The following is a 19,559-nucleotide window of genomic DNA, read 5'->3' on the forward strand; positions in this document are numbered from 1 at the left end:
AGTACCTTTGGGTTGATAAGAGTAGTTACAATAGAATGAAAGAAAACCAACATACCGAATTTAAGGAGTCATGGCATGACGAATATACCCGTTATATATCAGCTTTCTGTAATACGGAGGGTGGTGTATTATATATCGGTATCGATGATAAAGGAGAAGTTGTAGGGATAGAGCAGCCAAAGAAGTTGATTGAGAAACTTCCGAACTTTATCGCTCAGAAAACAGGTATTATGCCTCTTATCCATTTAAAGGAAAGGGCAGGTAAGGAATATTTGGAAATAGAAGTCCAACCTTTTGCCATGCCGATTTCCGTGCATGGACGGTATTATACCCGGAGTGGAAGCGTTACTTCCGAGTTACAAGGGAATCAGTTAAATATGTTCTTGGCTGCGAAAATGGGGTTGACATGGGAAAGTGTGATCGAGGAGGATTTATCTCGATCTCACCCCTCTAGACCTCATAATAAATTGATAGCGGATGTCTTTTACAAGGCAGGTTTTATGGAAAGTTGGGGGCGGGGAACACAACGTATTATTGATAACTGCGTAGCTGAGGGATTATCCGCTCCTATGTATGAGTATAAGATGGGATTTTTGTACTTAACTTTTTCTCATGAGCGGGTAAATGAGCTTACTGATACAGAGCTGTCTATAGGCTCGTTGCAAATAAGCCATCTGTTACTCAATTAGAATTAGCTGCGGAGTTGCGGCTAACGGTACAATATATTCGCAAAATAATGAAGGCGTTGAAAGATAAGAATTACATAGAACGTGTAGGTGCAGATAAAAATGGTTATTGGAAAATAATAGAGAAGTCATGAAGATATTGATATTAAATACCTCTGAATTAACTGGTGGAGCGGCAGTCGCCGCGAACCGACTAGCGAAAGCATTGGGTAAATCTGGTGTAGAGGTTTCTATGTTAGTACGTGATCGGAAAACAGACCATGTAAAAGTTTTCTCTGTAAATAATTCATGGACTTCACATAGGCTTAATTCTTTTCGTTTCATTTGGGAACGACTGATAATCTTTATCTGTAACTTCTTTAGCAAGAAGAACCTCTTTCAAGTTTCCATAGCCAATACAGGCACGGACTTATCGAAGCACCCATTAGTGCAACAGGCGGATGTGATTCATCTGCATTGGGTGAATCAAGGATTTTTGTCTCTTTCTGATATCAAGAAATTAGTAAATACCGGAAAACCCATTGTGTGGACTATGCATGATTTGTGGCCTGCTACGGCTATTTGTCATTATCCGGGAGGATGTGAGAAGTATATATCGAATTGTTATCAGTGCCCGATGCTGAAACGAAATCCGTTTTTTGATTTAGCGGCTTCTGTTTTTAAGGAGAAAGGGAAAATAGGGTTATCTAAGATTACATTTGTCGGTTGTAGCCGATGGATAATGGAAGAGGCCAAAAAAGGCAATTGGTTGAGAACAGCCTGTTTTACCTCGATTCCTAACCCGATTGACGTGACAGCCTTTAAGCGTATGGAAAAGCGGGTGGCCCGTAAACGATTCGGCCTGCCGGAAGATAAGTTCCTTCTTCTTTTTGCCGCCGCTAAGCTTTCAGATACCCGGAAGGGAGCGATTTTTTTGATCGAGGCTTGCGAAAAACTAAAAGAGAAATACCAAGATCGCATAGAAATCGTGTTGATGGGAAATAGCTCGGAAGAATTGATTAGCCAGTTTCCTTTTAAGGTGAATACGCTGGGATATATATCGGATCAAGACTCTATGATTTCCGTTTATGCCTGTGCCGATATGTTCGTTATTCCTTCGTTGGAGGATAACTTACCCAATACGATTATGGAGTCGATGGCATGCGGTACGCCTTGTGTGGGATTTGAGACAGGAGGGATTCCAGAGATGATAGATCATTTGAAGAATGGGTATGTAGCTAAATATAAGGATACTGAAGATTTAGCGGAGGGAATTAAGTGGATAATAGATAGCCGGGAATCTTTACAATTAAGTGAGGCTTGCATTCGAAAGGTCCATGATTGTTATCAAGAATCGGTTGTAGCGGGGAGGTATATTGATTTGTATCGGAGTTTAACTTCGCCTTAGAATGAATTCTTTGGATATTTCATCTATATCAAGAATATAGTTACTTTTGTGAAAAATGGAAGTTACTATATAGTATAGGAAGGAATGCTATGAGATGAAAGAGTATTTATCAAATGTTTTAGAGATATTGGAAGAAAAAGGCGTTTTGAACGAATCGTATGATCTGGAGTTCAAAAGTGCGAAGGGGGGGCTTCCTCGGTCTCTTTGGGAGTCTTATTCTGCGTTTGCTAATTCCGAGGGAGGTACAATTATTCTTGGCGTTTCCGAAAAAGATAATTATTGTTATTTGGATGGTTTAGGAGAGGATGTTGTGCGTAAGTGGCTTGATGATTTTTGGAATCAGATAAACAATAAAGAAAAAGTGAGCGTTAACCTTTTGACGGCTAAGGATGTTCGTAATATGTATGGGGATGCTTTGGTTATATTGTCTACCGCTGAGATAGAAGGGGTTGTCTCAAATCTTCGATTACAGGGTTTACTTAATAAACATTCCTCGGAGATATCTATTATGTTAAAAGATTTATGTTCGCAAGGATATTTAAATCCAGAGAATAAGGGACGTTGGACTTCTTATCATTTGAATAAGGGAATAGGACTTAAACAAGGAAGTTTATTTGAGAACTTGGATGGACACCTTAATGAAAAGATGGACACCTCGGATAAGAAAGATGGACACCTTAATGAAAAGATGGACACCTCGGACAAGAAAGATGGACACCTTGGCAGAAATATGCAAGAAATTAAAAGCTCAGAATTAAAGTCTTATATTGTAGAAATTTGCTCAAGTAAGTATTTAACAATCGAGGAGATCGCGGTAAAAACCCGACGTACTTCAAAATATCTGAAGAATAAGATAGTATCTCAATTATTGAAAGATGGGCTTTTAGAACGTTTATATCCTACTACTCCAAATCATCCTAATCAAGCATATAAAAAGAAACAACAATGAATCAGCAACCTACATTTTCGATCATAACGATCACCTATAATGCGGAGCGATGGTTGGAGCGTACGATATTGAGCGTACTTAGCCAGTCGTATCCGAATATCGAGTATATATTGATTGACGGAGCGTCGAAGGATAAGACCGTAGAGATCATCAAGCAATATGAGTCCGGTATCGCTTCTTGGATAAGCGAGCCTGATAAAGGCTTGTATGATGCTATGAATAAGGGATTGAAGCGGGCTACGGGGGATTATGTGTGGTTCCTGAATGCGGGGGATACACTTTATACCGCAGATACCGTGCAAAGAATTGTGGCGTCTTTGAAAAAGAAAGTATCTTTGCCAGACGTGATTTACGGAGAGACCCGGATCGTTGACGCGGAGGGTAGATCATTAGGGATGCGCAGATTGAAAGCACCGGAGAAACTGACTTGGAAAAGCTTCCGGATGGGAATGTTGGTTTGTCACCAGTCGTTTATATCAAAACGGGAGATCGCTCCGTTATATAATACGGAATACCGTTTGACGGCGGATTATGATTGGTGTATCCAATGTCTGAGACGATCGAAAAGAATACATAATACACGTTTGATCCTGTCTAATTTTTTGGAGGAAGGGTTAAGTAGTGTGAACCGGAAAGCTTCCTTAAAGGAGCGATATGAGGTCATGTGTAAGTATTATGGCAAGGTGTCGACGATTCTGTTGCATGGTTGGTTCGCCGTGAGATTCTATTTTGCCAAATGGTTTAAAGGTAGAGTATAAACAATAAATTATAGATAAGTTTTATGCGGAGTATAATGAGTAAATGGGGAAAACATATCGCAGCGATAGCCGTATTCTTGGTATTGACGGTGATTTATTTTTCTCCGGCCGTATTTGAGGGTAAGGTAGTCCGGCAAGGGGATACGGAAAAGGCTATCGGTATGGGGAATAGCCAGATGGATGAATATGAGAAGACGGCCCAACCGGGAGAATTCAGCGCATGGTCTGATGCTATGTTTGGCGGAATGCCTTATGTGTCGGGATATGGAAATCCGGCTCCACGATTTCCCGGATATCTTTTAGTGGAGAAGCCTTTAAAAGCGCTGGGGTATATGGATGCGGGGATGGTGTTTACCGGATTCGTTTGTTTCTATATCTTGATGTGTGTCATGGGCGTAAATTGGTGGTTGGCGATCGCTGGTGCTATCGCTTTCGCTTTAGCATCTTATAATCTGATCATTATAGAGGCCGGCCATGTCACGAAAGCGTATGTAATCGCTTATATGCCATTAACGTTGGCGGGTATGGCCCTGTTGTTCAAGCGTAAGTATTTATGGGGGGCGGTCGTGTTCTTGTTGGGTGTCGCATTCTCTATTGCGAATACGCACCTGCAAATCACTTATTATTTATTATTACTTTGCTTCTTCGTTTATTTGGGATATTTGTTCAATAAACTGAAGGAAAAAGCTTATAAAGAACTGGGTACGGTAACCGCTATTATGGCTGGATGCGTGATATTGGCGGTGTTGCCGAATGCCCAGAATATGTATGCTCAATGGGATTTGGGACAGAACTCTATCCGTGGGGCTACGGAATTAACGACAACGACCCCTTCGGGCGAGAAGATTTCTTCCGGCTTAGACAAGGATTATGCGTTCGCTTGGAGCTATGGAAAAGGGGAGTTGTTGACCTTGTTGGTCCCGAATGCCTATGGTGGAAGTTCAGGTGGAATGCTAGGCCCGGATTCTGAGCTATATAAGGAATTAAGGGCGAAAGGCGCTCAAGTCGGAAAAGAGGTACAGGCTCCTACCTATTGGGGAGAGAAGACATTTACTTCCGGGCCGGTTTATTTCGGGGCATTGGTCTGCTTCTTGTTTGTTCTGGGAATGTTCGTGATCCGTAATCCGATGAAATGGTGGTTGTTCGGAGGTTCTGTCTTTTTGATATTGCTGGCATTGGGACGTAATTTTGATAGCTTCAATGACTTTATGTTCCATTACTTGCCGATGTATAATAAGTTCCGTACCGTAGAGATGGCATTGGTTATTCCGGGTATGGTATTTCCTATTATCGCTATATGGGGATTGAAAGAGGTGTTATCGGAGACCGTGAGCGATGCCTTGTTGAAGAAAGGATTGATCGCTGCTTTGGCTATCACGGGGGGGCTTTCTTTAATCCTTTGGTTGATGCCGAGTATGCTGTTGGATTTCCGTTCTTCTTTCGACGCTCAATATCAGTTGCCGGATTGGTATTACAACGCCTTGTTAATGGATCGTGCTTCCTTGGCTTCGGCGGATGCGTTGCGCTCTTTGGTCTTTATCTTATTAGGGGCGGCTTTGTTGTTCTGGTTCTATACCTCGAAAGATCGGAAAAAGGTGGCGACATTCGTAGGGATCGGTGTTGCGGTCTTGATGTTGGTTGACTTATGGACGGTGGATAAACGGTATTTGAACGATAGTAACTTTATCCGCCAGAAACCTACAGAGGTATATAAAGAGACGGTAGCCGATCAAGAAATCATGAAGGATAAGGACCTTTCTTATCGTGTCTTGAATTTGAATAATCCTTTCTTGGAGACAACGACCTCGTACTATCACCATTCCGTCGGTGGTTATTACGCTGCGAAGCTGAGACGGTACCAAGAACTGATCGACCACCGTCTGCAAGGAGAGCTTAACTCGGTTATCGGGGCTTTCCAGAAAGCGCAGACCGCGGAGGATTTGATGGGGGCGTTCGCTGCTTGCCCGTCCTTGAATATGCTCAATACACGTTATATTATCTATAATCCGGAGCAACCGCCTTTGAGAAATCCGTTCGCTTTCGGCAACGCTTGGTTTGTGGATAAAGTGGAGGTCGTGGAGAATGCGGATGCGGAAATAGCGGCGTTGAATACGATCAATCCGTTAACGACGGCGGTTGTCGATAAACGTTTCGCTGATGAGGTGAAAGGTTTCACGCCTCAATTGGACTCTACCGCTACGATAACATTGGATAGTTATCGCCCTAATAAGTTAGTTTATACGACGAAGACTAATTCTGAGCAATTAGCAGTATTCTCTGAGATCTATTATCAACCGGGATGGGAGGCTACGATTGATGGGAAGCCCGCTCCGCATTTCCGGGCGGATTGGATATTAAGGGCTATGTTAGTTCCTGCAGGAGAGCATCAGATCGTATTTGAGTTTAGACCGCAAGGTTATATTACGGCGGCTTATGTTACTTCTTTCAGTTCGTTGATTATCTTGTTGTTATTGATTGGTGCGGTAGGATATTCGGTTTGGAAAGCTAGAAAGCAAAAAGAGATATAAATTCCGGTTGGTTGTAGAGACGGGGCACGCCCCGTCTCTACAACTAGATGAAACCGCTATTGATAAAATCGAGCAGTTTTCTCGTTAGGGTTTCCCACGAGAGGGCTGCTTTTTCTTTGGATATGTTCGCAGGGATGGTGGCTTGCTGTGAGGGGGTGAAAAGTTCCTCGATACCTTGGGCGAGGGCCGTCGTAGATATCTCAGGCACTACGATGCCTGTACCCGGCTTTTCGATGCTGTTCTTGAAATCGCCTACGGGAGTACTTAACATAGGTAAATCGTAATTGTAGGCTACGGATACGACACCGCTTTGAGTGGCGGAGCGATAGGGGAGTACCAAGGCATCCGCCGCTGAGAAATAAATGGGGATTTCCTCGTCGCTGATATATTCACAGTGGACGAATATACGTTCTTTTGCCGGAGATGCATCGATCAGAGCCTGATACTTCTCGAAACTACCGTAACATTCGCCGGCTATAATGAGATGGTAATCCTCGTTAAGCTGTCCCATCGCTTCTATCAGCAGATCTAATCCTTTATAATCCCGTATCAGTCCAAAGAATAGAAGATTCTTTTTGGACGGATGGATTCCTAATTTCCGGCACGCCTCGTTCTTGTTGATCTTACTCCCGAAATGATTGTAAAGCGGGTGTGGGTTCTGGATATATTTAGCGCCCGGGTAAAGTTTCCGCAAATCATACCGCACGTTATCGCTCATCACGATAAAGCCATGGCATTGCTTGAAAAGTAACGAAGCTAAAGGCTTGTCGAAGAAACGCGGCTCATGGGGAATCGCATTGTGGATAAGGGTGATTACCTTGCAATGCTTCTTCATCTGGTTCGCTACGTGGGCGTATCCGGGAACGAAAAAGGACATCCAGTAAGAGATAATCAGTACGTCCGGCGCATAGGAACGAATGGCGTTTACGGTACTGAAATAACTAACCGGGTTGACGCTATCTAATACTCGCACGCTCTCGATTTCGATCGCACGGTCTCCCGCTTCTACGTATTGAGTCTTGCCGGGAAATAAGATATCCGGATAAAGGCGTTTGAAGTTGAAAGCCTTTACTTCATGACCTTCTTTTACTAATTCCGTATAGAGCATCCCGCTGAATTGGGCGATACCGCCACGATAGGGATAAATGGGGGAGAGAATAGCGAAACGCATGGTAATTGAAAATTAAGAATTGAAAATTGAAAATTAAGAATCGAGAACTACAGGAGCTGCCCTCCCTTCATTATCAATTCTCAACTTTCAATCTTCAATTAATTAGTATCTGTAATGATCGGCCTTGTACGGTCCTTCTACCGGTACGCCGATATAATCAGCTTGCTTTTGTGATAATGTAGATAATTTCACGCCGATACGTTCCAAGTGTAGGCGGGCAACTTCCTCATCCAAGCGTTTCGGTAAGCGGTATACACCTACCTCATAAGCCATTTGCCATAAGTCCATCTGGGCAAGCACTTGGTTCGTGAACGAGTTACTCATTACGAATGACGGGTGTCCCGTAGCGCAACCTAAGTTTACCAAGCGTCCCTCTGCCAATAAGAAGATGGAATTTCCGTTCGGGAACGTATATTTGTCCACTTGAGGTTTGATATTCGTGTGCTTGATATTCGGATAGTTGACAAGCTTATCCACCTGTATCTCGTTGTCGAAGTGACCGATGTTACATACGATCGCTTGATCTTTCATCTGTGTCATATGCTCGATCGTGATGATATCGCAGTTTCCGGTGGTTGTAACGAAGATGTTACCCTCTTTCACGGCCTCTTCCATGGTCGTAACCTCGAAACCTTCCATAGCGGCTTGCAGGGCGCAGATCGGGTCGATCTCCGTCACCAATACACGGGCTCCGTAAGTGCGCATGGAGTGAGAGCAGCCTTTACCTACGTCACCGTATCCGGCCACGACTACCACCTTGCCGGCGATCATCACGTCCGTAGCGCGCTTGATGCCGTCCGCCAAAGACTCACGGCAACCATATAAGTTATCGAACTTGGATTTCGTCACGGAGTCATTAACATTGATAGCCGGAACCAGCAACTCACCTTTCTCCATCATCTGATACAGACGGTGAACACCGGTGGTCGTCTCTTCCGACACACCTTTCATCTCGGCTACCGTACGGTGCCAACGGCTGTTATCTTCTTGAAGGATACGATTTAATGTATCTAGAATTACCTGTTCCTCATGATTCCCGCCTTTGCGGTTGATGGTCTCCGCATCGTTCTCCGCACGATAGCCCATGTGAATCAATAAGGAAGCGTCACCGCCATCGTCAACAATCATGTGAGGACCTTTGCCTTCCGGGAAACGAAGCGCCATGTCCGTACACCACCAATATTCTTCCAGCGTCTCGCCTTTCCAAGCGAATACCGGTACGCCATCAGCTGCGATAGCCGCCGCCGCATGGTCCTGTGTGGAGAAGATGTTACAGCTAGCCCAGCGAACGTCCGCTCCCAACGCAACTAATGTTTCGATTAACACTGCCGTCTGAATAGTCATATGCAGTGAGCCGGTGATACGTGCGCCTTTCAAGGGTTTCTGATCGGCGTATTTCTGGCGTAGCGCCATTAATCCCGGCATTTCGTGTTCGGCGATCTCGATCTCTTTGCGACCGAATTCAGCCAAACTCATATCTGCCACTTTATAAGGCAGATTAGTTGGAAATAATTGTGACATAAATTAATACTATAAATGGTTGAGACGCGAAGGTACGAAAAAGCGTTGATAGTAGGTGTTCTTTATCTATGAATTTCCATCTAGGGCAGAGGCTTGCTGAGGGGTACGGTGGGTTCGTTACTGCAACCCGCATTGTAGTAACACTGCAATGCTGTTGCAGTATTGGACTCTCTGTAGTTTTGCGATTTAATGAATACTGAAGGCTCCATCTACCAATAACGCATGTCCATCTACGAAGCTCGCTTGCGGGCTGCATAGCCAAAGTACGGCGTTGGCGATCTCTTCCGGTTTACCGAGCCGCCCTGCGGGAATGTCGCGCACCAGCTCCTTCTCCAAGGAAGGGTCACGCCGCATTAAGTCTTCCGCCATCGGCGTACGGATAACGCCCGGACATACGGCATTGATGCGGATGTTCTTTGCCGCATAGTCGATAGCGGCGGTACGTGTCAGTCCGATAACGGCATGCTTACAGGCTATGTAGGCCGCTTGCCCCGGAAATCCCGTGACTCCGCCTTGCGATGAGGTGTTGACGATGGCGCCGCCGCCTTGTTTCAGCATTTGCAGGATCTCATAACGCATGCAGTTCCAGACACCTTTCAAATCCACAGCCACGGTACGGTCGAATTCATCGTCGGTGATTTCCGCCATTGGGCGTTGCGGTGTTTGTATGCCTGCGTTGTTAAGAGCCGCGTCCAGTCTTCCGTAGGTAGCTACGATCCAGTCGATCATCTCTTTTACGGCTTGCGTGTTTGATACGTCGCACCGATACGCTACGGCCTTATGTCCCTCGGCTACTAATTTCTCTACCTGTTCTCTCGGCTCACGGATGTCTGCCAATACGGTTATGTATCCAGCCTTGGCGAAGGCTTCAGCGCAAGCGAGTCCGATACCCATCGCTGAACCGGTTACTAAAGCTACTTTCTCTTCCATTGTCTTTGTCATGATCATTTGATTTACATTTTGTTATTATTTATGTCGCGAAGATAAGGAGGGAGTGGTATGGAGGCTTTGTTATGTGGTTCAAATAGCTTTGTTGTGTGGCCCATTATAAATATTATATATCCTCGGTTGGCGGTACGCCATACGCTATCTTATAGATTTTCGAGAAATGGGAAAGGTTCTTGAAGCCTACCTCGAAACAAATCTCCGAGACCTTACGCCCCCCTTTACGTATCAGCCCATGTGCGGCTTCAAGGCGGCGTTGGATGAGCCATTCCCGGGGCGAGAGAGCGCTACATTTCTTGAAATCACGTTTAAATGTGGAGAGACTGCGTCCCGTATAGTTGGCGATTTCTTCCATGGAAATATCGTTCATATAATTCCGCTCCATGAATTCCAGTATGTCTATCTTCCATGGATCGGTAAAATCGAAGATAGAGGCATATAGATTCTTGTCGGTATTGAGCAACACATAAACGCCCTCGACCATTTTTAGTTGCAGCAATTCGTCTGTCGGTTGGATCTTGGAATTGAAATAAGGGGTCATCGACTCAAACAAGCTTACGATATCGGGACGGTTGGACGGTAGCTTGTAAAGGCTTACCTGATCTCGCTTGGCATCTTTAGGGAGAGTATTTCGATCTAATTTGCTGTAAAAGTCGCGTAGGAACTTCATGGTGAACATCAAGAAGATCGCCTTGAACTGCTCGCCATTCCATGCTTGTTTCGTCATCTGCACGCTGAAGTCCTTGCGGATGAAAGCGCATTCTCCTTTATGTAACCGGGTGATTTGGCCTTTCTCGTCGATTACCATCTCTCCGGAGTATACATACACCAACACGTGCGAATGATTCCGGTGCAGGCAGCTCTTTCCGCCATCGAAATACATCGCTAAAAATAAATCCGAGTAACGCAGTGTGTTGATCCCGTCCATCGTTCTTTAGGAAAATGGGCGACACGGGAAGATCGTGCCGCCCATTATGAGGATTTTAAAGTAACTGTTAACTGTCCACTAAATCGTTAGGCCGGCGTGATACCTTGCTCTTGCAATAGTTTCAGCCCGAGGTCTTTCAACTTGAACTTCTGTATCTTTCCGCTTCCGGTCATCGGGAAGGTATCGACGAAGAAGATGTATTTCGGGATCTTATGCCGGGCGATCTTTCCGCGGCAGAAGTCTTTCACCTCTTCCTCCGTAGCCGTCACGCCATCGTGAAGGATGATAAAGGCACCCACTTCCTCTCCATATTTCTTGGAAGGAACAGCAGCTACTTGCACGTCTTTCACGCCGGGGAAATGATAGAGGAACTCCTCCAGCTCACGGGGATAGATATTCTCGCCCCCGCGGATAATCATGTCCTTGATACGGCCGGTGATCCGATAGTTGCCGTTCTCGTCTTTCACGCCTAAGTCGCCGGAATGCAGGAAGCCATCCTTGTCGATCGCCTCATTGGTGGCGGCTTCGTTTTTATAGTAACCTTTCATGTTATTATAACCGCGGTTACACATCTCACCCTGTACGCCGACGGGGCATTCTTCGCCGGTCTCCGGATCGATAACCCGTACCTCGGTAAATTCGAACTCATGGCCTACAGTATTATAACGCACCTCGGCCGGATCTTCGATACGGGAGTGGGTCATACCCGGTGAGGTCTCTGTCAATCCATACACGCTGGTTACACGCATATGCATCTTCTCGTCCACGGTTTTCATGAGTTCAACCGGGCAAAGAGAACCTGCCATAATACCGGTACGTAACGACGTGAGGTCGAACATCTCGAACATCGGGTGGTTCAGCTCGGCAATGAACATGGTAGGCACGCCGTACACGGCCGTGCAACGCTCTTTATGTATAGAAGCTAATACCAATAGCGGATCGAATTTCTCGACCATCACTTGCGTACATCCATGCGTCAATACGTTCATGGAAGCTAATACCACACCAAAGCAATGAAAGAGAGGTACGCAGCAACAAAGCTTATCGTCGGCGGTGAATTTCATATGCTCACCCGTCAAGAAACCGTTGTTGGCGATGTTGTAGTGAGTCAACATGACCCCTTTCGGGAAGCCGGTCGTACCGGAAGTATATTGCATATTGACAACGTCGTGGCAATTTACTCTCGCTTTGGCAGCCTCTAAGGTCTCATCCTTGATATTTTGTCCGAGGAGCAACATCTCGGGCGTATTGTACATACCCCTGTATTTCTCCTGTCCGATATATACTACATTTCTCAAGCGTGGGAAACGCTTGCTTTTCAAATACCCCCGTTGAGAGGTCTTCAATTCCGGCAACATGGTATAGACCATGTCCACGTAACTTCCATCAAACACGCCGTCCGTGATACACATCGTATGGATATCGGCGTTCTCAACCAGATATTCCAGTTCGCTTTGTTTATAGTTGGTGTTGATCGTGACCAGTACGGCACCGATCTTGGCTCCGGCATATAAGAAAGTCAGCCAATCCGGTACGTTTGTCGCCCATACGCCGACATGTGTGCCATGAGTGATACCGATCGCCAGCATGCCTTTCGCCATGTCGTCCACACGCTTGTTGAATTCGCTCCAAGTGAAACGTAAGTCACGGTCCGAATAAACGATATATTCCTTGTCCGGTGTAGTCTCGGCCCAATGTTCCAGCCATTGGCCAAGGGTTCTGTTATGTAATTCCATAAAACGCCGGATTTAATAAGGTGTATAGACAACTCCTAGGATTCGGGCCTTGTTGTCGGCTGCCGCATGTACATGATGCGCCACGATAGAATCATAATAGATGCTATCGCCTTCCTCTAGGATATAGGTGTTCTTTCCGTAATTGATCTCTACGACGCCATTCAATACGTAGATAAACTCCTCTCCCTCATGCGTGGACAGGATGAAATCCTCGCCTTCCTCGGAGGGAGCGATCTCGATCAAGAAGGGTTCCATATGGCGGCCGGACTTATCTTGCGAGAGCGAGTGGTAATCCATATGCTTGTGCCCTTGTGTCGCGTTGTTCGTGAACCCGATACCATCGGCCTCGCTGTCCTTTTTGCGGCATACGACCGGGCCTAGCTCCGCTTGGTCATCCAAGAATGTACCCAAACGTACCCCTAATACCCGTGCTATTTTGATAAGAGGGGCCAAAGATGGAAAATCCAAGTTACCCTCGATACGTTCGATCTGTTCGATACCTAACCCGGAGCGTTCGGCTACCTCCTCGATAGAGAGTTGTTTCGATTCCCGGATATTTTTAATTTTCGCGCCTATAATTTTGTTGTTTCCCATGTGTATGATTTGTTATTTATAGTCCTGTAATGTTTGATAATTTGATACTAAACGGCGCAAATTTACATTAATATTTTATTATATCTAGGATTAAGACAAATAAAAAGGGCAATACCCATTTGGGATTGCCCTTTTTAATATTTTCGAGTAAGCTTTTTCTTACTTTCTGATACCAAGTTCTTTGATGATAGCGCGGTATCTCTCGATGTCAGTCTTGATCAGATAGTCCAATAAACGACGACGTTTACCTACCAACATCTTCAATGATCTTTCCGTAGCGTAATCTTTGTGATTCACTTTCAAGTGCTCTGTCAAGTGAGAGATACGGAATGTGAACAATGCGATTTGGCTCTCAGCAGAACCTGTGTTAGTTGCTGATTTGCCATACTTTTCAAATAATTCTTTTTTCTTCGCTGAATCTAAATACATGATTCTTTTTACTTTAATAAATTAATACTATGTTATCTAAGCGGTCGCAAAGGTAGACATTCCTTTTTGATTTGCAATAGATTCTACTATCTTTTTTGTGTTTTGAAGCATGAATGTCATATATATATCGTAAAAATATCGTATTTTTGCAGCCAATAAATTAGTCTTCAATGCAAAAGATCAGAAACATTGCGATTATCGCGCACGTAGACCACGGCAAAACGACGCTCGTGGATAAGATGTTATTAGCCGGTAAGCTTTTCCGTGAAGGACAGGCAGAACCGGATCAGTTCATGGATAACAATGATCTGGAACGGGAACGAGGTATCACGATTCTTGCCAAGAACGTGTCTATCAATTATAAGGGATATAAGATCAATATTATTGACACTCCGGGCCACGCCGACTTTGGTGGCGAGGTGGAGCGTGTCTTGAATATGGCGGATGGTTGTTTGCTATTGGTAGACGCCTTTGAGGGGCCTATGCCGCAGACTCGTTTTGTTTTGCAAAAAGCGATTCAACTGGGTTTGAAGCCGATCGTGGTAATTAATAAGGTGGATAAGCCGAATTGCCGCCCGTCGGAAGTGCAGGAAATGGTATTCGACTTGATGTTTAGTCTGGATGCTACCGAGGAGCAGCTTGACTTCCCTACTATTTATGGTTCCGCCAAGCAGGGCTGGATGTCCGAGGATTGGAAGGAGCCGAAAGAGGATATCGCGGCTGTGCTTGATGCGATCATCAAGTATATCCCCGAACCAAAGATGTTGGAGGGTACTCCGCAGATGTTGATTACTTCTTTGGATTATTCTAAGTATGTAGGTCGTATCGCCGTAGGACGTGTACACCGTGGCGAGTTGAAAGAGGGCCAAGATGTCATGCTTTGTAAGCGTGATGGTAGTATGGTGAAATCGAGGATCAAGGAAGTGGATGTATTCGAGGGCTTGGGACGTACGAAAGTTGATTCCGTGCAGTCCGGGGATATTTGCGCTATTATCGGTATCGATGGTTTCGAGATCGGTGAGACTATCGCCGACGTGAACGAGCCGGAGCCATTGCCAACGATCGCTATCGACGAGCCTACGATGTCTATGCTTTTCACGATCAACAATTCTCCGTTCTTTGGTAAGGATGGTAAGTTTGTTACTTCCCGTCATATTTTTGACCGTTTGCAGAAAGAATTGGATAAGAACTTGGCTTTACGCGTAGTTCCTACTGATTCCGCTGATTCTTGGTTGGTATATGGCCGTGGCGTGCTTCACTTGTCTGTATTGATCGAGACGATGCGTCGTGAGGGATACGAGTTGCAGGTAGGTCAGCCTCAGGTTATCATCAAGGAGATCGATGGTGAGAAATGTGAGCCGGTAGAGCAATTGACGGTGAATCTTCCGGAGGAATGCTCTAGCCGTATTATCGATATGGTAACGAAGCGTAAGGGCGAGATGACCATGATGGAAAGCAAGAATGGTCGTATGCACTTAGAATTCACGATTCCTTCCCGTGGTATTATCGGTTTGAACAACGCCGTATTGACCGCCTCTGCCGGTGAGGCTATCATGGCACACCGTTTCTTGGAATATCAACCGTGGAAGGGTGATATCGAACGACGTATGAATGGTTCGATTATCGCTATGGAGACAGGTCAGGCTTTCGCTTATGCCCTGAATAACTTGCAATCCCGCGGACGTTTCTTCATCGCCCCGGGCGAGGAGGTTTACGCTGGACAGGTGGTTGGTGAGCATACCAAGGACAATGACTTGGTGGTAAATGTTACCAAATCCAAGAAGTTGACGAATATGCGTGCCTCTGGTTCGGACGACAAAGTTTCCTTGGCTCCTCCTATCGTATTCAGCCTAGAGGATGCGCTTGAGTACATCAAGGGCGATGAGTACGTAGAGATCACCCCGAATAATATGCGTATGCGTAAGATCATCTTGGATGAGACAGAGCGTAAGCGCCAAGGTAGATAATATATTCTTCTATTAATAGATACAAAAAACGGCGGGCCTTTAAAAAGCTCGCCGTTTTTTATATGATGTTAGGATTTTAGAGATCCTTCAATGAGTGTGTATCCTTCATTCTTTATTTTCCGGATCTTTCTTCTCTTCATCCGGAGTGGTAAATTGTATCACTAACGATTCATCTTTAGGAGTCTCATACCAATCTCCATGTGCCTTTCGGTAATCTTGGTCAAAATTATAAGCTTCGTCGATGCTTTTATTCTCTATACACCAACGGAAAGGTTGACTTTCCGAATAAGGAATATCCAATACATATGGGTATAGATCCGTATTCTTGACGTTTTTACTTACCGGTCCCTTCCCGTTATCAATGTAAGGCATGATCAGCTGAGTCGCACTATATGTTAATGTCTTTGTAATCCCACTTTCCGGTTCCTTGTCGAATTTTCTCACATTGACATATCCATTGACATCGGAGAAAAAGGGAGTTAGTCCATTGGCGTCCTTAAATCCAAATTGGTTGTGGAATGTACAGCCTTTAGCCAGTAACTGGGCATAAACATCTGCGGTACTCTTATCGGTATATGCTGTGATGCTATAATATATGACAGCGTCATTGAAATCGAAATCGCCTTGGTTTGGATAATTATCTTCGAACAGGAGGAATCCTTTCTTGTTCGTTTGCGATTCTATGACGGGAGGGGTTACCGGCTCTGCCGGCTCGATGGCAACGGGATTACTTTCGATTAGACAAAGCATATCGTTGTAGTCTCCATCATAGGCCCTATAGTTTGGGCAGCGATTTTCCATTCCCAGTACATTTCCTTCAAAATCACCTTCTTGAATGTGGTGAATGAAGCCATTTGCTACGTTTTTCTCTATTTTGAAAGAGGAATTACCATATTTTAAGGTATGGCCTACGTAATTATGGGAGAATGTCCCATTATCTGGTACTTTATTGTTATCCGGCCCATTTAATGCCGGAGTGGAGAACTGTGGACGGTCTGTGCCTCGATATACGAAGCCGACGTTGAGCCCCTTGTCGAATCTTCCCAAGGGTATTCGGGTATATTCTCCTGCTTGGGCCTTTGGCTGTTCTTCTTTGGAGTAGAATATATAATTATCGCCTTGGTTGATCGTATTGAAGTCAGTGACTTGGATAGCACCATTAGTTTTTCCATAGAAGGTGCAGTCATCTAAAGTAAGGTTCTCCATCTTCTCGGAGGGATATGTATAGAACCAAATTTTACCATGCATATTACTGTTGCCTTTGGACATTCCTCCATCGCTTATATAGGTTAGCCAAATATCCGCTTTCTCAAAGCTACTGGTAAAAACGGTTTCCGTGATTTTTAGATCAGAGCATCTATATAAATCCTCGCTTTTTACATTGTATGCTTTTTCTGGAAAGTATTTGTTATTGATCAGATGAAGGACTTCATCACTGATCGCATTTGTAGCCCGTAAGCTGCTTTTGGTATCGCTTCCGATCGTGATGTCCTTTACATCGCTCTCGATAAGTTCCCCATCCCCTCTTAGGATATAGAGTTTCTTTACGTGTTTAGGTACTTCCAGGGCCATATGGATCGGAGTTTTACCAATTAAATAAGGATCTTTGACTAAAGAGCCTTCCTCATAAGGATATTCATAATAAATAGAATATAGGGTCCCTTCATGCTGAGAAGATATGCTAACCTGTATGTTCTCGAAATTCTCGAACTGGGCTATGTAATCTTCTTTTTCTTTGGTAGGTTCTTGAGGATCTACCGAGGGGTCTTCTCCTTGATAAATGTCATGCTTAACGCATGATTCCATAAGGAAGAGCAGACAAAATACCCACACCATTTGTTTCCAGATTTGTGATCTCATAATTTCTTTACCCTATTTGATTAATATTTACAACAACTTTATTGAATTTTGCAAATCTACGGATTTATTTTATAAAAAAGTCATTGATAATCAATATTTATTTTGAAGTGTTGCAATATTCTGAAATATAGGCTTGAGTGGGTGGAATATAAAAAAACCCCATCCAAAAGGATGAGGTCTTTTTCTTATTTAGAAAGAATATTTTCTAATTATTTTACTAAAGCTGAGAAGTCAGAGTTAGTCGCATATTTAGCGAACTCTAAGTCGATAGCAGCTTCCTTAGCCAAGCTCTTGTCAGCAGCGATGGCGGCCTTCAAGTTGCTTACTACACCGTTAGCGTCGTTTGTACGAGCAGCAACAACAGCCTTCAAGTAAGAGGTGATAGCATCAGGTTTAGCAACACCGTTCAAAGTCTGAGAAGCCTTGCTGTAATCCTTAACCAAGATCTGAGCCAAAGCAGCGTTGTTAGTCTTAACAGAACCGAAAGAGTTAACAGCCTTAGCATATTCGCCTTGCTCTAAGTAAAGAACGCCAAGAGCCTCGCTCAATTCGTTTACGCCGGCAGCGTTACCGAACAATTGTTGAGCCTTAGCTTGGTCACCCTTCGTTAATGCGATCAAACCTAAGTTCATGTTAGCGGAAGCGTTATTCTTAACAGAGTTAGACTTGTTAAACATTTGCTCAGCCTTAGCCAAATCACCAGCCTTGAATGCCATCATACCGATGTTGTTCCAAGTGCGGTAGCAGTTAGGATACAATTCAGAAGCTTTTGTATAGATAGCCATCTTTTCATTGTCGTTGTTCGTCAATGTAGCGGCGTAAAGGATTTCCTCGATATTCAACTCAGAAGGATTGCTCTTCGCCAAAGCGCTGATCTCGTCGTCAGACTTACCGATGATCTCGATGTTAGCGGTCAAACGAGAACGACGTAATTGCGGAAGGATAGTCTCAGCCAAGTCAGAGTAAACAGCGGAGATATTCTTGATTTCTTTCTCTCTTGTCTCAGGATCTTGGTACATAGAGATCACACGCAATACTAAGTCTTTATCTTGCAAGTTAGAAGCAGAAACTAATTCCTTGAAGCCTTCCCAGTCTTGAGCTGTGTAACGAGCGTCAACCGGAGCGTCAACTTTCATCTTCTTCAATTCTTTGTTCAAATATTTAGAAGTGTTACCTTCACGATTCTCAGCCAACGTGTTGTTCAATTTGAAACCACCATCAGGAGAAGCGTAAGCGCTGATCTCGATAGCTACATTCTGGTTCGGAGCCTCGTCTGCGTTCTTAACAAGATCTTTCCATTCTTTGATAGCGTCAGAATTCAATTCTTGAGCGCGAAGGTTAGCTTGTTGGATCAAGAACATGATGTTAGCGTCATGAGCCTCTTTGATAATACGTTGGAATTTATCAGCAGCGATAGCTGCTGTAGCAGTAGCTGCGTCTGCCAATTCGGAAGTAGCGATAACGCCTTCACCGATCTTTACGTCCGGCAATTTAACAGTCTTGTTTTTGATCTTCGCGTCGAAAGTCAAATACAATTCTGATTTTTTCATCTCGGGTTTGTAAGTGAAAGAAGACTTCATAGTTACGTTAGCGCCTTCTTTTTGAGGGATTACTTGGTTGTTACCTTTTACTTTCTCACCTTGGTAAGTGTAAGAAGTGCCCCAAGCTTCGCCACCCTGGTAACGCAATACCGGAGTTACAGTTACAACAGCTTTCTTGTTGAACCATTTAGCGGGGAAAGTCGCGTTGATCGTTACAGGAACTTTGCCTCCGATAGCCTCTAGCGGCTGCGGCTCTGCTTTAATGTACTGTTCTGCCAACGGTTTCAACTTGTTTGAACAAGAAGAAAGAGTTAAAATGGCTGCCAATACGAAGAATGGCAATAAAAACTTTTTGTTCATAATCTTGATGTAAGTTTAAAATGTTACTATGTTAATATATTCACTTCCAAATTATCCCTTAGCCATTATCGTGCAAAACTAAAGTATTTTTTTGTTATGGATAGCAAAGAAGCGATAAAATCTTTTTAATTAATACTTATTAATGAATCCTAGGCTTGTTTTATACATAAAATATGGGTAGAATTATTGAAAAAATATG

The 19,559-nt window shown here is 44.3% G+C and carries 15 protein-coding genes and 1 pseudogene; 7 read left to right on the forward strand and 9 right to left on the reverse strand.

Annotated elements, in window-relative coordinates; translation table 11 throughout:
- The first annotated feature begins 35 nt into the window (after positions 1–35).
- The 6 genes and pseudogenes from NBH07_RS14515 (at position 36) to NBH07_RS14540 (ending at position 6,308) form a co-directional block, all read left to right on the forward strand.
- Positions 36–689: an RNA/DNA-binding domain-containing protein gene (locus NBH07_RS14515; protein WP_009018697.1), complete on the forward strand. Its 654-nt coding sequence runs from the start codon at positions 36–38 to the stop codon at positions 687–689.
- A gap of 11 nt (positions 690–700) precedes the next feature.
- Positions 701–820, forward strand: a pseudogene (locus NBH07_RS14520) (cell filamentation protein Fic); the annotation flags it as partial.
- A complete protein-coding gene (locus tag NBH07_RS14525; protein WP_009276677.1) occupies positions 817–2,073 on the forward strand; it encodes a glycosyltransferase family 4 protein in 1,257 nt (418 codons plus the stop codon). The pseudogene NBH07_RS14520 and the gene NBH07_RS14525, both read left to right, overlap by 4 nt.
- Before the next feature lie 94 nt (positions 2,074–2,167).
- Complete coding sequence (locus tag NBH07_RS14530) at positions 2,168–3,022, forward strand: AlbA family DNA-binding domain-containing protein (RefSeq protein ID WP_009018695.1); 855 nt, start codon at positions 2,168–2,170, stop codon at positions 3,020–3,022.
- Positions 3,019–3,780 (forward strand): glycosyltransferase family 2 protein, encoded by a 762-nt coding sequence (locus NBH07_RS14535; protein WP_009018694.1) that lies wholly within the window; start codon positions 3,019–3,021, stop codon positions 3,778–3,780. Before NBH07_RS14530 ends, NBH07_RS14535 begins: the two co-directional genes overlap by 4 nt.
- Positions 3,781–3,803: 23 nt before the next feature.
- The gene (locus NBH07_RS14540; RefSeq protein ID WP_009018693.1) at positions 3,804–6,308 is read left to right on the forward strand and encodes a YfhO family protein; all 2,505 of its coding nucleotides are present in this window, start codon (positions 3,804–3,806) and stop codon (positions 6,306–6,308) included.
- Positions 6,309–6,351: 43 nt separating this feature from the next.
- On the opposite strand, the gene NBH07_RS14545 is transcribed toward NBH07_RS14540, so the two are convergent.
- The 7 genes from NBH07_RS14545 to rpsO form a co-directional block, all read right to left on the reverse strand.
- Positions 6,352–7,479 carry a glycosyltransferase gene (locus NBH07_RS14545; RefSeq protein ID WP_009018692.1) on the reverse strand — a complete coding sequence of 376 codons (1,128 nt, stop codon included), beginning with the start codon at positions 7,477–7,479 and terminating at the stop codon, positions 6,352–6,354.
- A gap of 102 nt (positions 7,480–7,581) precedes the next feature.
- Positions 7,582–9,000, reverse strand: a complete 1,419-nt coding sequence (gene ahcY, locus NBH07_RS14550) for an adenosylhomocysteinase (protein WP_009018691.1) — start codon at positions 8,998–9,000, stop codon at positions 7,582–7,584.
- 186 nt (positions 9,001–9,186) lie between these two features.
- The gene (locus NBH07_RS14555) at positions 9,187–9,942 is read right to left on the reverse strand and encodes a glucose 1-dehydrogenase (protein WP_009018690.1); all 756 of its coding nucleotides are present in this window, start codon (positions 9,940–9,942) and stop codon (positions 9,187–9,189) included.
- Between the two features lie 112 nt (positions 9,943–10,054).
- The gene (locus NBH07_RS14560) at positions 10,055–10,873 is read right to left on the reverse strand and encodes a helix-turn-helix domain-containing protein (RefSeq protein WP_009018689.1); all 819 of its coding nucleotides are present in this window, start codon (positions 10,871–10,873) and stop codon (positions 10,055–10,057) included.
- 86 nt (positions 10,874–10,959) lie between these two features.
- The gene (locus NBH07_RS14565) at positions 10,960–12,609 is read right to left on the reverse strand and encodes an AMP-binding protein (RefSeq protein WP_005860796.1); all 1,650 of its coding nucleotides are present in this window, start codon (positions 12,607–12,609) and stop codon (positions 10,960–10,962) included.
- 12 nt (positions 12,610–12,621) lie between these two features.
- On the reverse strand, positions 12,622–13,203 hold the full coding sequence (locus NBH07_RS14570) for a helix-turn-helix domain-containing protein (RefSeq protein ID WP_005860798.1): 582 nt from the start codon (positions 13,201–13,203) through the stop codon (positions 12,622–12,624).
- 159 nt (positions 13,204–13,362) lie between these two features.
- Positions 13,363–13,632, reverse strand: coding sequence for a 30S ribosomal protein S15 (rpsO, locus tag NBH07_RS14575; protein ID WP_005864132.1), 270 nt, complete (start codon positions 13,630–13,632; stop codon positions 13,363–13,365).
- 170 nt (positions 13,633–13,802) lie between these two features.
- Here rpsO and typA point away from each other — a divergent pair, with 170 nt between their 5' ends.
- Positions 13,803–15,599, forward strand: coding sequence for a translational GTPase TypA (gene typA, locus NBH07_RS14580; protein ID WP_005860802.1), 1,797 nt, complete (start codon positions 13,803–13,805; stop codon positions 15,597–15,599).
- Positions 15,600–15,704: 105 nt separating this feature from the next.
- Here the strand turns inward: typA and NBH07_RS14585 are convergent, their stop codons facing one another.
- Both NBH07_RS14585 and NBH07_RS14590 read right to left on the reverse strand, forming a co-directional pair.
- Positions 15,705–17,459, reverse strand: coding sequence for an LruC domain-containing protein (locus NBH07_RS14585; RefSeq protein WP_008781076.1), 1,755 nt, complete (start codon positions 17,457–17,459; stop codon positions 15,705–15,707).
- 209 nt (positions 17,460–17,668) lie between these two features.
- On the reverse strand, positions 17,669–19,360 hold the full coding sequence (locus tag NBH07_RS14590) for a tetratricopeptide repeat protein (protein WP_009018688.1): 1,692 nt from the start codon (positions 19,358–19,360) through the stop codon (positions 17,669–17,671).
- Between the last annotated feature and the right edge of the window lie 199 nt (positions 19,361–19,559).

The sequence above is a fragment of the Parabacteroides sp. B2-S-102 genome (genome assembly GCF_023656665.1).
Classification (GTDB): domain Bacteria; phylum Bacteroidota; class Bacteroidia; order Bacteroidales; family Tannerellaceae; genus Parabacteroides; species Parabacteroides distasonis.